The 13,573-nt window shown below is 70.0% G+C and carries 12 protein-coding genes; 6 read left to right on the top strand and 6 right to left on the bottom strand.

Features of this window, described 5'->3' with window-relative positions:
• The first annotated feature begins 428 nt into the window (after nucleotides 1-428).
• The 4 genes from H0524_RS13835 (at nucleotide 429) to H0524_RS13820 (ending at nucleotide 5,068) form a co-directional block, all read left to right on the top strand.
• Nucleotides 429-1,169 carry an ABC transporter ATP-binding protein gene (locus H0524_RS13835; RefSeq protein WP_180199003.1) on the top strand — a complete coding sequence of 247 codons (741 nt, stop codon included), beginning with the start codon at nucleotides 429-431 and terminating at the stop codon, nucleotides 1,167-1,169.
• Complete coding sequence (locus H0524_RS13830; protein ID WP_180199002.1) at nucleotides 1,166-3,643, top strand: FtsX-like permease family protein; 2,478 nt, start codon at nucleotides 1,166-1,168, stop codon at nucleotides 3,641-3,643. Before H0524_RS13835 ends, H0524_RS13830 begins: the two co-directional genes overlap by 4 nt.
• A 29-nt stretch (nucleotides 3,644-3,672) precedes the next feature.
• Complete coding sequence (locus tag H0524_RS13825) at nucleotides 3,673-4,200, top strand: hypothetical protein (protein ID WP_255435949.1); 528 nt, start codon at nucleotides 3,673-3,675, stop codon at nucleotides 4,198-4,200.
• Between the two features lie 145 nt (nucleotides 4,201-4,345).
• Complete coding sequence (locus H0524_RS13820; protein ID WP_180199001.1) at nucleotides 4,346-5,068, top strand: ALF repeat-containing protein; 723 nt, start codon at nucleotides 4,346-4,348, stop codon at nucleotides 5,066-5,068.
• Nucleotides 5,069-5,306: 238 nt separating this feature from the next.
• Here the strand turns inward: H0524_RS13820 and H0524_RS13815 are convergent, their stop codons facing one another.
• Nucleotides 5,307-5,579 (bottom strand): hypothetical protein, encoded by a 273-nt coding sequence (locus H0524_RS13815; RefSeq protein ID WP_180199000.1) that lies wholly within the window; start codon nucleotides 5,577-5,579, stop codon nucleotides 5,307-5,309.
• A gap of 48 nt (nucleotides 5,580-5,627) precedes the next feature.
• On the opposite strand from H0524_RS13815, the gene H0524_RS13810 reads away from it, so the two are divergent.
• Entirely contained in the window at nucleotides 5,628-7,184 is a 1,557-nt protein-coding gene (locus tag H0524_RS13810) for a hypothetical protein (protein WP_180198999.1), read from the top strand.
• 205 nt (nucleotides 7,185-7,389) lie between these two features.
• Here H0524_RS13810 and H0524_RS13805 read toward each other — a convergent pair whose 3' ends face one another.
• Complete coding sequence (locus H0524_RS13805; RefSeq protein ID WP_375372003.1) at nucleotides 7,390-7,590, bottom strand: winged helix-turn-helix domain-containing protein; 201 nt, start codon at nucleotides 7,588-7,590, stop codon at nucleotides 7,390-7,392.
• A 227-nt stretch (nucleotides 7,591-7,817) separates the two neighbouring features.
• Nucleotides 7,818-8,054, bottom strand: coding sequence for a GntR family transcriptional regulator (locus H0524_RS13800; protein ID WP_011904180.1), 237 nt, complete (start codon nucleotides 8,052-8,054; stop codon nucleotides 7,818-7,820).
• Nucleotides 8,055-8,477: 423 nt separating this feature from the next.
• Between H0524_RS13800 and H0524_RS13795 the strand changes: the two genes are divergently transcribed.
• Entirely contained in the window at nucleotides 8,478-8,747 is a 270-nt protein-coding gene (locus H0524_RS13795; protein WP_309225103.1) for a DivIVA domain-containing protein, read from the top strand.
• 71 nt (nucleotides 8,748-8,818) lie between these two features.
• On the opposite strand, the gene H0524_RS13790 is transcribed toward H0524_RS13795, so the two are convergent.
• From H0524_RS13790 to H0524_RS13780, 3 genes are all read right to left on the bottom strand, one after another.
• The gene (locus H0524_RS13790) at nucleotides 8,819-9,718 is read right to left on the bottom strand and encodes an ABC transporter permease (RefSeq protein WP_180198998.1); all 900 of its coding nucleotides are present in this window, start codon (nucleotides 9,716-9,718) and stop codon (nucleotides 8,819-8,821) included.
• Nucleotides 9,718-12,564: an alpha/beta fold hydrolase gene (locus H0524_RS13785; protein WP_180198997.1), complete on the bottom strand. Its 2,847-nt coding sequence runs from the start codon at nucleotides 12,562-12,564 to the stop codon at nucleotides 9,718-9,720. Before H0524_RS13785 ends, H0524_RS13790 begins: the two co-directional genes overlap by 1 nt.
• A gap of 135 nt (nucleotides 12,565-12,699) precedes the next feature.
• Entirely contained in the window at nucleotides 12,700-13,335 is a 636-nt protein-coding gene (locus H0524_RS13780; RefSeq protein WP_180198996.1) for a bifunctional 2-polyprenyl-6-hydroxyphenol methylase/3-demethylubiquinol 3-O-methyltransferase UbiG, read from the bottom strand.
• Nucleotides 13,336-13,573: the final 238 nt, after the last annotated feature.

Raw genomic sequence — 13,573 nt, 5'->3', positions numbered from 1 at the left:
CAGCCGTCGACGAGTGGACGGCGGCGAACCCGTGTCACCCGGTCTCGTGCCGGAGGCGGCGGCCCGGCGAGCCGGCATCGCCGATCGTCGGTTGATCGAAGCGCTCATCACCGACGCAGGGCTTGTCCTCGCGACCCGACGCGTGAACAACCCGCACCGGGTCTCGAGCATTGAGACCGAAACAGCGGTCACTACCCGGGCCTGCTCCGAGGTACGTCCGGTCGTGGTGGGGCTGACGAAACGTACCCATGTGGATAGGGTCGACAGCATCATCCACGTCGGACACGGTCCGCTGCTGTCACGGCCGGGACAGGCGCATTGGTCGAGTCGCCTTGCTCGCGGGGGTGCGACCGTTCGGGATAGCTCGAGCCGCCAGCAGGGGTAGCGACCCGGGTACCCGCCCGTCCTGAAGGAAAGCGAAGCGAGACATGCCGATGGTCAGCGAACTCTCGCCTGCGGTGCGGTTGCATCAGGTCACCAAGGTTTTCGGTGACCCGAGGGCGGGGACGGTGGCGCTGCGTGCGGTCACCGCTGACTTTGCCGCTGGTAGTTTCACCGCCCTGATGGGTCCCTCGGGCTCGGGTAAATCCACGCTGCTGATGTGCGCGGCCGGCCTGACCCGACCGAGTAGCGGCGTGGTGCAGATTGCGGACCAGCGCATCGACAACGCTTCAGAGTCGGCGTTGACCCGGCTGCGGCGGGACCGGATCAGCTTCGTTTTTCAGCACTTCCAACTCATCGACTCGCTCACCGCCCTGGAGAACGTGCTGCTGCCGGCGCGGCTCGCCGGCCGTCGGGTGCGCAGCGGTGACGCGCTCGAACTTCTCGACCTGGTTGGGCTGGCAGAGCGGACCGGGCACCGGCCGGCGCAGTTGTCCGGCGGGCAGCAGCAGCGGGTGGCGATCGCCCGCGCGCTGATCACCCGGCCGACGGTGTTGTTCGCCGACGAACCGACCGGGGCGCTCGACCAGTCGGCGGGTGCGGAGGTACTGGAGCTGTTGCGTGGCCTGTGTGCCGCGCGCGGCACCACCGTCGTCATGGTCACTCACGATGCCGCTGCGGCGGCGGCCGCCGATCGGGTGCTGCTGTTGCTGGACGGGGTGCTCGTCGACGAGTTGCGGGGTGCCACCGTCGGTGAGATCTCCGACCGGGTCCTGGTGGGGCGGTGAGCGCCCGCCTGCGGTTGACCGCCGCGGACGTCCGGCTTCGCCCGGGCCGGGTCTTGGCGGTGGCGGTCGCCTGCCTCGTCACCGCCGCCATTCTCGGCGCGAACGGCCTGCTGATCGCGGTGCTGCTCGAACGCCCCAAGGTGTCCCCGCTGGGCTTGGGTGAGGTCACGGCGGTGGTGGTCCGCACGAGCGACAGCGGGGCCGTGGCACCGGCGGTTGCGCCTGACCTTGCTGCCCGTCTCACTGACGTGCCCGACGTACGGCGGGTCGTGGAGTTTCGGGGGCGCACTCTTTCCGTGGTGGCCGACGGGGCGCTCGTGGCCGGACGGGACCGGGCGGGGACCTGGGCCTGGAACTGGTCGGCGGCGGAGGCGGCCGGCTACCGGATCGAGGCCGGTACGGCACCGACCGGTTCGGACCTCGTCCTCGACCCGCACACGGCCGACCAGTTGGGGCTGCGGCCGGGCGACCAGGTCGAGACCCTGGACGGGTCCGGGCGGACGTCCCGGCGCCTGTCCGCGGTGGTGGTGCCCCCGGCCGGTGGCTCCGCCGACGCCGAGCCCACCCTGCTGCTCGCCGATGACCAGGTCGCGCGGCTGCCCGGCAGCACGCGCGCCGACGCGCTCCTGGTTACCGCCGCATCCGGCAGCGATCCGATGCGGATCCGCTCCGCCCTCGATGCCCGGCTCGGTGACGGCTACCGGGCGATCAGCGCGGAGGATTTCAGCCCCGGGCCGGCGTCGACCAGCGAGCAGCAGGTCGAGGCGAGCGTCAACCTGCTCGCGCTGCTGTTGTTCGTCCTGGTGACCTCCGCGGCTATGGTGCTCGGCACCACGCTGTCGCTGTGGATCAGCCAGCGCGGCCCCGTACTGGCGGTCCTGCGGGCGCTCGGTGTCTCCCGGCTGCGGCTGCGGCTGCTTGTCCTGGGGGACGCGGCGATGGTGGTCGCCCCGCTGGCCGTGGTGGGGGTGGTAGGTGCCGTGCCGACAGCCTGGGCGATCAGGACGGCGCTGATCCAGACCGGGATTCTGCCTCCGGATGCTCCCGCCGTACGGGCCAGCGGCGCGGGCGTGGCGATCCTGGCCGCGGCGGCCCTGCTGACCGTGCTCCTCGCCCTGACCGCCAGTGCAACGGCCGTCCGCGCTGCCGGACGGATCGACGCCGCGGAGGCGCTGCGAGCGGGTACTTCCGAGGCGAAGCGGGCCCGCCCGGTCGGCCGCCTGGTGGCCGGGCTGTCCCTGCTCGCCCTCGCCGCGGCGGCGCTGGTGGCCACCGCCGGCAAAGGGGCGGTACTCCTCGGTGCCGGGGCCACCGCCAGCGTGCTGTTCGTGGTACCCGCGCTCACCGTGCTCAGCCCCTGGCTGGCGCCGCTGTTCGTACCGGTCGCCGGGCTGCTCGCCCGACTGGCCGGCCGGGACGTCGGTCGACTCGCCGCCGCGAACCTGCGGCACTCCCCACTGCGGACCGCAGCCATCGCCGCACCGGCGTTACTCGCCGTCGGTTTGACCACCGCGCTGCTCGGCGCACCCCGAACCCTCGACGAAGGAGCCGCCCGACAGGCCGACCAACGGCTGCTCGCCGCCCAGGTGGTGGTGCCCGCCGGCACGGCCGGGTTACCCCTGTCCGCCACGGCGAATCTGCCCGCCGACCAGGCCGCCGCGATGATCACCACCACGGTGCTGCCCCGCAACGAATCCCGCTACGAGGGTCCCGTCGCCGTACCCGCCGCCGGCATCGACCCCACCGTCCTGCCCACCCTGCTCGACCTGGGCATCAACGACGGCGACCTCACCGCACTCACCGCCGACACGTTCGCCGCCGGGACCGGCACCGCCAAACAGCACGGGTGGTCGACCGGCAGCTCATACCAGCTGGAACTGGCCGACGGCCAGTCGCGCCACCTCCGCCTGATCGCCACCTACCAGCGTGAACTCGGAATCGCAGGCGTCCTGCTACCAGCCGAACTCGCCATCAGCCACACCCCTGACCCCACCCTGGACATGCTCCTACTCACCGACGACCAACACGCCTGGCAGCCCCCACCCGGCGCACGCCTACTCGACCGGCAGACCTATCTGGCGACCTTGCAACCCCGGCAGAGCACCGACAACGCCGCGATCCTGATCATCGCCCTGGTGATAGCCGGGTACGCGCTCATCTCCCTCGCGAACACCGCCAGCCTGGCCCAGGGCGACCGACACCACCAACGCCACACCCTCCGCATGATCGGCGGAAGCCGCCACCAACTACGACGACTCGTCATCACCGAAGCAACCGGCGCCACCACGATCGGTATCCTGCTCGGCCTCCTCGCCGCGCTCGCGGGGCTCACCCCGCTGGCCATCGCCGCCGGCAACGGACCCCTACCCGAACTCGACCCCCGCTGGACAATCACCGTCCCACTACTGTGCCTCTCCGCCGCCGCGACATCGGCAGCGCTCGCCGCCCGCCAGCCCCGCGATCCCGACCAATAGTCGATGGAGCTACCAGCGGAGGAGCCCAGATGAGGAGAACAACCGCCTATTCGTTAACACTTGGCGGCACCGCAGCCCTCCTGACCCTCTCGGCCACGGTTGCGTGCACGGTAGATGCGAACCAGGAAAAACCCCGCCAAATTCAGCTAGGTGAGGCCGAGGAGCTACTTTCGGAGGCCGTAGCCCTGGCACGGGACGGCAGGTTCGCCGACCTGTGCCAGACTGCCGGAAGTCGGTCGAATTGCAGGTCAATTCTCGAATTCACCACCTCTGAGGGAAAACTACCGAACGACGAGATGCCGCTCGTGGTGGACGTCAAGCGGTACCCGGCCACGGACACACGCGCGGAGCATCTGGTTTTACGCGTTCAGGGCAGGCGGGTCGATGGCGCGACCTACGAAACCGACTTCCCGGTGATACGGGCGAACGACGGAGAGGCGGTCAGCCTTTACCCCGTCTACTGGTCCGGAATGACCTTTTCCGCAGCTGCGCAAACGTGCAGCGAGCAGGTGGGAGAGGTCTGTGCCCAGACTCGGATTGATGCCCCCGCGGGGTGATCTCTACCCATGGACCGTCCTTGGCCGCACCCAAATGCCACCAAACGACACCAGTCCAACAAATTGACTACCACGGTATCCTGCCCCCACCCTTCCCATCCATTGGGGTAATATCCCTGCGTTCTACGTCACGGGAGGGAACCACATGCGTGGGAAAATCCTGGCTGGCGCCCTGATGGCGCTGGCCTTTTTCATTCCGGCAACACCGGCGGCGGCCCAGACCCCGCCACTTGGGCTGGACGAGACCTGCCAACTGGTCGAGCGCACGGTATACCAGGACGTCCGCGAGCTCGTCACCATTGATCCGGACACCGCCAACTACGCCCAGATGCGGCGCTTGGCGTACCGGCTCCTGAAGGTGGCAGAAGACGACTCGCTTGTCGATACGGATCGTAGATTACAGGAGGCGCTGAGTGGCAGTGCGGATGACCTCCGCGCCTTCCTCAAGACGGGCATATATACCACCTGGTCAACGGAGCTGCGGCTCAAGGTGAACCAGAAAATGGCGGCCGGCGGCGACAACGTGAAGGAGGCCGCGCAAGAGGCGTTGGATACCACAAGCATAGACGTCTACCTGGCTTTCCTGAACGACGGTCTGTACGTCGCACGTGAGCTTGACTGCGCCGCTCAGGCCACACCGACACCGAGCGCCACCACGACCCCCACACCGACCCCGAGCGCCACGGCCACTGATGCACCAACCCCCGCCCCCTCCGCCAGCCAGGGCGCCCCCGGCGGCGAGGGAGGCGGACTTCCCGTAACCGGCGCCAACACAACGACCGTGGCCGGCATCGGCGGCGCGCTCCTGCTCCTCGGCGGCGCGGGCTACCTGATCGGACGCCGCCGCCGTACCCGCTTCGCTTCCTGACCTAACTGCTCCACGACACCCGGCCCAATATCGCCCCGGGAAGTCGTGACCAACGAACCACACGACCAGGTGAAGCAACCGACAATGGGCCACCCGCCTCCGGTACACCGAGGCAGGTGGCCCGTTGCCAGCTCAGGCAACGGCGGAGCGACACGAAACGCACCTCGCCGTTGCTTACCCAACCAATCAGCAGTGCAACCACCACGCGCCGTGTAGCGACACCGGTCGATTCCAGCTCTCACACGCAGCTCGGCTGCCGCCCCTGAATCGACCCACAGTCCATGGTGGAACGCCGTCCGAGGGCGGGGTTTCGCTGCAGGACCGAGCGCAGTCCCAAGTACGCGACCGCGCCGACGGCCAGGAGTGCGACGGCCCGCACGTGGAGGACACGGACGCCGCTGAGTGCGTCATCGAGCAGGCCGGCTGCTGCCATACCCAGCCCCTGTACCGCGTTGTAGATCGCGTAGTAACCGCCGACGGCCCGGCCCAGGTCGGCGTCGAGCACGTCCACACACCGCCACTCTTCACCTTTTATCGAAGTTCATCGACAATCGGGGGCATGAAGGTAAGTAAGCGAGGTCTCACCCTAGTCTCCGTCATGACGGCAATCGGCCTAGCTCTACCTGGTACGACCACAGTTGACAGTTTGGCTGGACGCGCCCTGCCCATCCCCGTCGATCCCCGCGGCGTTGGCCTACGGCCATTCACGGGTCAGCCGGCCACGGCCCACCCGATCGACACCGCGGAGGTACCGCAACATCCCTTCATGGCCGCAAACGGCACCAGCAACATGCATGGCGACGCCTACCAGACCGACACCTACCACAATCCCGGCCCTTCCGGACGCGATCTAATGGTGAGCAGCCGATTGCAGGGTGGAGTGTGCGCTTCGGTCACCTTCGACTCCAAGGGCCGGATCGTCACGGTCTGCATCACCCCGGGCCAGGCACCTCGGCTGCTCCTACTGAACCCGGACACCCTCGAGGCGATCACCGCCCTGAGCCTGCCCGGCGCGGCCAGCACCAGCCCCACCGATGCCGTCGGCGGCGCATACTTCTACCTCGACAACCACGACCAGGCGATCATCCCCACCAACACCGGCGAGATCCTGGTCGTCGCCGTCCAGGGAGACCGCCTCGTACGCCAGCACAGCTACGACCTCACCCCCGCCATCGGCACCAGTGGCATCGTTTCGGCCCTGCCGGATTGGTCGGGGCTGCTCTGGTTCGCAGCCAAGGACGGAACCGTCGGCACTCTTGACATGGCGAACGGTCGTATCGAAACGCACAACCTCGATGGTGAGCAGATCGCCAACAGCATCGCGGTGGACGAGTCCGGCGGAGTCTTTGTCGTCAGCGACCACGCGCTCTACCGGTTCGACGCCACCCCAAGCAGCCGGCCCGAGGTCACCTGGCGCGCCCCCTATGACCGGGGGAGCCGACAGAAGCCCGGCCAGTTCAGCCACAGCAGCGGTACCACCCCCACCCTGATCGGCCCGGCGTCTGGCCCAGATGGGGGCTACGTGGCCATCACCGACAACGCCGATCCGGCCATGCGAGTACTCGTGTTCGCCCGCGGCAAGCACGGACCGACCGAGATCTGCGCCTACCCGGTCTTTCCCGCCAGCACCAGCGCCACCGAGAACAGCCTCGTCGCCGTCGGCGGTGACATCATCGTCGAGAACAACTACGGATACCAGTTCGACGGGCGGGCGCTACTCAAAGGGCTGGCCGGGGCCAGGCAGCCCGACACGGCGCCGGGTCTGACCCGGATACACGTCGACTACCCCGGCCGAAGCTGCTCCGTCGACTGGTCCAACACGGTCGAGCGGATTCCGAGTGTGGTCAGCAAGGTCTCGCTGGCCAACGGACTGCTGTACACCTACACCCACCCCTCCGCCGACGAACTGGCGTTCCGCCCGGGCGGCCGCTGGCTTGGACATCCGGACGCGTGGTACCTCACCGCGATCGACGTACGGTCCGGCGAACGGGTATGGAGCAGGCTGGCCGGAGCCGGACCACTTGTCAACAATCACTACGCCCCGATTTCCATCGGGCCAGACGGCGCCGCGTACATCGGAGCCGTCGGTGGCCTCATCCGCATCGCTGACAGGTAATGCCATAGCGGCAGTAGGCGAGCCGATTTCGGCTCGCCACCACGATGGGTCGGGTTCGCGCGGAGGACCTGATTGCCGCTTTCCCCGCCCAGGTGCGGTGCCGGCTGTCCGCCGGCACCGCTCGCGGGATAAATCGGCTACCGCCCCCGGAGAAATCCACCCGATGTCCGAGGCAGGGCCACATCACGCGTGCTACCTGACCGCACTACCCCAGCTCTGGACGTTCCGAGACGTACGTTCCCTTGCCCTGGTGCCCCTCGACCAGTCCACGCTCCCGAAGTATGCGCAGCGCAGTTTGGGCAGTGGTGACACTGATCTTGAAGTGGTCGGCAAGCTGCGCGTAGGTCGGCAGCTTCTCTCCCGGCGCAAGCTCACCCGCCCGAATCTGAGCAGTGATCGAATCCACGACACGAATGTAGTCAGCGGCACGGCGGGAACATGCGGGGCGCTCCTCGCGTCGTAACTCTCCGCTAGCAACTACACGCGACCCTGGACCCTGACTCCGCCCCTGGGAACGCGTCATGTCAGCAACTACACCCTTGACCGGTCACCTCAATGACAGGCCCCTGCGGCGACCGGGATCAGCGAAACTTGTCATGGACAGCCGTGAGAGGTCCGCCCGAACCTAACACCTCAACGATCACTCGCTGGCGGAATGGCCACGAAGACGCCCATCCCCTGCCTACCCAGTAACTCGCCAGACTCAATGAGGATATCGACCGCTTTGCGAACAGTGACCGGACTCGTCTCATATTGGTCGGCAAGTTCCCGCGTGCTCGGCAACTTGTCACCAGGCTTGAGGATGCCCGCCTTGATCCGAGCGCGAAGGTCATCCCGGATGACTCTCCAAAGCGGGACGGCATGAGGCATAACCTCATCTGACCACTCGCATTTTCGATCATGGTCAACAACCTTGTCTTTACCAGCATTGCTTGTAAAGTGTGCTACTGTCAGCTGCGGATTGAACACGGGCGATAAGAAGTGGGGTAACAGTGTGCCTACCCAGGCCGACGACCAGCGGCGGCTGGGCGACCGAGCAGGTGACAGCGCACCCATCGAGACGTACCCCGGTGTTGCTTCCGCCACCGCGCTGCTGGGGCGGAGCGGTGAGGTAGAGCAGACGTGCTGGCTCTGGTCACCGACGCCCTAAACGCGAGACGCCCGCTCGCGAACGTGCGCGACGTGGGAAAGGGCCCGGGGCGGGTGCCGGGCTCCGGCCGGTACGCCACGCGCGGACGCGCCGGTCGCCCCCGCCCGCCTCGGCGCCGCCCCCAATCCCCGACCCGAGAGGACGTGATCGCCATGATCTACCGCGCCCGACGCCTGTTCTCATCCCAGGTTCGCGCCGCGACCTTCGCCCGACGTCGTTGGCGCGGCGGCCTGGACCCCGAGCAGGTGTACGCCTATCTTGACCGCGTCGCCGACGAGCTGGAACGACTCACCCGGGAGGCGACCACCGCCCACGCCGAGGGTCAGCTGATCCGGCAGGCGCTGCGGCAGTGGCAGTCCCGACACGCCGACTGCCAGCCCGCCACCACCCCGAACAGCCGATGGCACCGCTGAGCGCGGTGGACCGACCGCAACCGCCTGCCGCTGGGAGTTGAGCGCGGTGGACCGACCGCACCCGCGTGCCGTTAGGACACGACGTCCTTGCGGGTGAAGCGCCAGAAGGCCAGGCCCCAGAAGAGCGTCGCGTAGCTGATCGCCGAGATCGCTCCCCGGACCACGTCGTCGGTCTGGATCGGTGTCGACAGCAGCCCCAGCCAGGCGGTGCTGTAGTGGGTCGGCAGGAAGGCCCGCAGCACGCCGAGGGCGGTGATCTGGTCGAGGATGCTGGACAGGATCCAGAGCAGCACCGCCCCGCCGACCGCACCCAACGCGGCGTCCGTCGACACCGACAGCAGCACGGCCAGACCCGCCACCACCAGCAGTACGACGGCCAGGTAGCCGAGCACCGCGAGCAGCCGCAGCAGCCCCTCCCCCGGCTCCAGCTGGGCGGCGACCGTGCTGCGCAGCGGCCCCCACCCGTACCGCAGGGTGCCGAGCAGCAGCGCGGTGCCGGCGAGCAGGAGCAGCGCCAGCGCCGAGTAGGTGAGCGCCACCAGCAGCTTCACCGCGAGCAGTCGGGCCCGCGGCACCGGCACGGCGAGCAGGTAGCGCAGGCTGCCCCAGCTCGCCTCGCTGGCCACCGTGTCGCCGCAGAACAGCGCCACCACGACCACCAGCAGGAACGACGCGGAGACGAAGAGGGCGAAGAGGGTGAAGTTCAGTCCGCCGGAGGTGGCGAACTCGACCAGGCTGCCGAACTCGCCGCGCCCGTTGTCGTCGTCGCCCGAGTCAAACTGGAACGCGATCAGGATGATCAGCGGCAGCAGCACCATGAAACCCAGCGCGAGCTGGGTCCGCCGCCGCGACGCCTGGCGCCGAAACTCGGCCCCGAACGGCAGCGTGGCGAAGGGCCGGTAGCCCGCCGCCGCACCGGACGGGGTGCCGCCGGAGTCGCCCGCGCCGGGCTCGACCGTCGTCTGCGCCATCATCGATCCCCGCTTCCCCGAGAGTTCTCGCCGACCAGGGCCAGGAACGCGTCCTCCAGGCGCCGCCGGGGCACCACCCGGTCCACCCCGATGCCGGCCCGCACCAGCTCGGCGACCACCTCGCTGCGGGCGGTGCCGTTGGTGTCCACCACGAGCTGCCCGTCGCCGTCGGGCAGCACCGAGACGCCCGCCAGCCGGTCCAGCACCTCCCGCGCGGCCACCGGGTCGGTGACCTCCAACAGGACGCTCGGCGACTCGCCGACGATCTCCTCGACCGGGCCGGACGCGACGATCTGCCCCTTGGTCACCACCACCGCGTGGGTGCAGGTCTGCTCCACCTCGGCGAGCAGGTGGCTGGAGACCAGCACCGCCCGGCCGCCGGTGGCGTACCGCCGCAGGACCCGACGCATCTCGGCGATCTGCGGCGGGTCCAGGCCGTCGGTCGGCTCGTCGAGCACCAGCAGTTCCGGCAGGCCGAGCATCGCCTGCGCGATCGCCAGCCGTTGCCGCATGCCGTGGCTGTAGGTCCGGACCTTCCGGTGCACCGAGGTGCCCAGCCCGGCGGTCTCCAACGCCTCGTCGAAGTGCGCGTCGACCCACGGCCGCCCGGTCGCCCGCCAGTACGCCTTCAGGTTGTCCAGCCCGGACAGGTGCGGCAGGAAGCCGGGGCCCTCCACCAGGGCGCCGATCCGGGACAGCACCGGGGCGCCCGGCACCAGCCGGTGCCCGAACACGTAGACCTCGCCGGCGGTCGGCTGGGTCAGCCCCATCAGCACCCGCAGCGTGGTGGTCTTGCCCGCTCCGTTCGGGCCGAGCAGGCCCACCACCTGCCCGGGATGCACCTCGAAGTCGACGTTGGAGACGGCGACGAAGCCGTCCGCGTACTCCTTGCGCAGTTCCCGGACGGCGAGCGGGACGCCCGCGTACGCCGGGTGGACCCGGCTCTCCCGACGCCGGTGCCGGCGGCGGAGGACGGCGACGACCACGACGAGCCCGACCACGATCGTGGCGAGCAGCCCGGCGAGTACCCAGCGCCAGACCACGGCGTCGGTGGGGATCGGCTCGCTGGCGACCGTGGGCAGGGTGACCGCCCCGCTCGCCAGGGCCACGCTGTAGACGGCCGGTTCGACCGGGGTGGCGTACGCCTGGTCGGAGGTCGCCACCACGACCCGCAGCCGGTGCCCGGCCTCGACCCGGCGGACGATCGCCGGCAGGGTGACGGTGACCGGTTCGGCGTCCTCGACGGCCGCCGGTAGCCCCGCCAGCCGGATCGGCGCGACCAGCCCGCTCGGCAGGGTCGCTGACCCGTCACCGGCGACGTCGTAGAGCTTGACGAAGAGTACGGCCGTGCCGGTCGGGGACGCGGCCCGGATGGAGACGGTCGGCGCGCCGACCACGTCCACCGCCGCCGGCAGCGGTGCGGACTCGAACCGGGCGTGCTGGCCGGGGATGTCACCGGCGACCCCGTCGAGCAGCGACGAGAGCTCCCCGGCGAAGGGCACCGACGAGATCGCGGCCGGGTTACCGGCCGGCGGGTTGGCGATGGACTGCGCGGGACCGCTCACCGACACCGGCTGCTGGCCGGTGCCGTCGACGCCCGGGTAGCCGGTGGCGCGGAAGCCGCTGGCGACCAGACCCCGGTCGAGGGCGTCGAACCCGGCGATCCGGGAGAAGGTGAAGTCGTCGGCGGGGGCCGCGCCCTCGCCCTTGACGTAGTGGTCGAGCCACCGCGCGGTCAGGTGCCGTACCCGGTCGGAGTCGGTCTTCGGGCCGTCGCCGCCGTCGTGCCCGCCGGTGAACCAGGCCACCTGGACCGGGGTGCCGGTCGCGGCGATTTCCCGGGCGTTCGCATCCGCCTCGGCGAGCGGGAAGAGGGTGTCGGCCGCCCCCTGCACCAGTAGCGTCGGCGCCTCGATCCGGTCGAGCTTCCCGGCCGGGCTGGAGCGGCGCAGCAGGGCGACGGCGGCCGGGTCGGCCCGCCCGGTGGTGGCGATCCGCAGGTACGCGGCGCACACGTCGGCGGCGAACCGCCCGCAGGACGGGTCAACGGCGCCGGCCGTGGTGGCCGCATTCTCCGGGAGGGAGCCGCCCGGGACGGAACCGCTACCGGGGGCGAGGCCGCCGGCCGGGCCGGAGCCACCGACCGAGGCGGGGCCGGAGTTGCCGCCGCTGCCGAAGAAGAGCCCGGCCCAGCCCTTCTTGAACACCCCCTGTTCCGGCCCCTCGCCGCTCTGCTCCGGCAGGAAGGAGCGGGCGAGGTCGTTCCAGGTGATCATCGGCACGATCGCGTCGACCCGCTGGTCCTGCGCAGCGAGCAGCAGCGCCAGCGCACCGCCGTAGGAGCCACCGACCACGCCCACCCGCGGATCCCCGGCGGCGTCGGTGACGACCTCCGGCCGGGCGGCCAGCCAGTCCAGCAGGCGCTGGGCGTCGCGGACCTCGTAGTCCGGGTGGTCCAGGTGGATCTGCCCGCCGCTGCGGCCGAAGCCCCGCGCGGTCCAGGTCAGCACCGCGTACCCGCGGCCGGCGAACTCCTCGGCGTCGGCGCGGACCGACTCCTTGGTGCCGCCGAAGCCGTGCCCGAGCAGCACCGCCGGCACCGGGGCGTCGGCGGCCGCGGCGGGGGGCAGATACAGCGTGGTGTCCAGCTCGACCGGCTCGTCGCCGGTCGGCCCGGACCGGACGGTGATCAGCGCCGCCTCGGTGCGCAGGTCCGGCTCGGCGGGCCGGAGAACCCCGGCGACTCCGGCGGCGAGCAGGACGACGACCACCGCCGCCGCGGCCAGCGCACGCCGACGGGTGGGCAGGGCGCGCCGGATCCACGCGGCCGGTGACGGCGATCTCATGCGGCACACGCTACGGGGGGAAAGCTGAGGATCGCCTGAGTGAACACAGAACGCACCACTGTCGGCGGAGAGCACCGGTCCGGAAACGGCACCGGGTCGGGCACCGGGTCGGGCACCGGCCCGGCGCTATCGACGTCAGCGGGTGCGGCGGGCGGTGAGCACGGTGTCGTGGATGGTCACCGGCGTGCCGTCGGGGGTGGTGGCGGCGCGCGGGCGGGCGGCCCGGGTACGCACCTCCCAGTCCCCGGCGGGCAGGTCCTGCGCCAACTCGTCGGCCGTGTAGAGCAGGTCGGGTTCCTGTAGTCGGCGCACGGCGGTGTCCAGGTCGCTGGGGTGGTGCCCGACGATCAACAGGTGGCCGCCCGGGACCACCCGGGCAGCCAGCGTGGCGAACACCCGCCGCCGCAGCGTCCCGGGGAAGTGCAGGTAGGACGCGGCTACCAGGTCATACCGGGGGCCGTCGTCGGGCTGCCAGTCGCGAATGTCCGCCCGCTCCCACCGCAGTCGCCCGGCCAGGGAGGCGGGTACCTGCTCGGCGGCGCGGGCGAGGGCCTGCGCGGAGAAGTCCACGCCGGTGACCTCCCAGCCGTGTCGGGCCAGCCAGATGGCGTCCGCGCCCTCGCCACAGCCCACCTCCAGGGCCGTACCGGGGGCAAGGGGGGCGACCTCCTCGACGAGCACGGGGTTGGGGTCGCCGCTCCACACCGGCTTGGCCTCGCTGTATCGCTGGTCCCAGTAGTCAACGTTGAAGATGGCGTCCACGTCAGTCATCACAGGTTCCTCTGCCGATTACCGGATCACACGGAAGTGCCACCCTCCGGCAGTAGAACGTGAGCGCGCAAACATCCTTGCCAGACTGGCAAAGCAGGAGGTGGCGAACCGTGGCGGCTACCGAGACCCCTTCCGCATACCGGCTAGACGATCTATTCCAAGGGGTACGGGGACAGCGAAGAGAGGCGAGGGCGTCCATGATCGACGTTGCTGAGCAACGATGACCATGGAGGCCACG

The sequence above is a fragment of the Salinispora sp. H7-4 genome (assembly GCF_013416675.1).
In the GTDB taxonomy this organism is placed as follows: Bacteria; Actinomycetota; Actinomycetes; order Mycobacteriales; family Micromonosporaceae; genus Micromonospora; species Micromonospora vitiensis.
The sequence above is the reverse complement of the archived record's forward strand: the minus strand, read 5'-3'. Positions and strand labels throughout refer to the sequence as shown.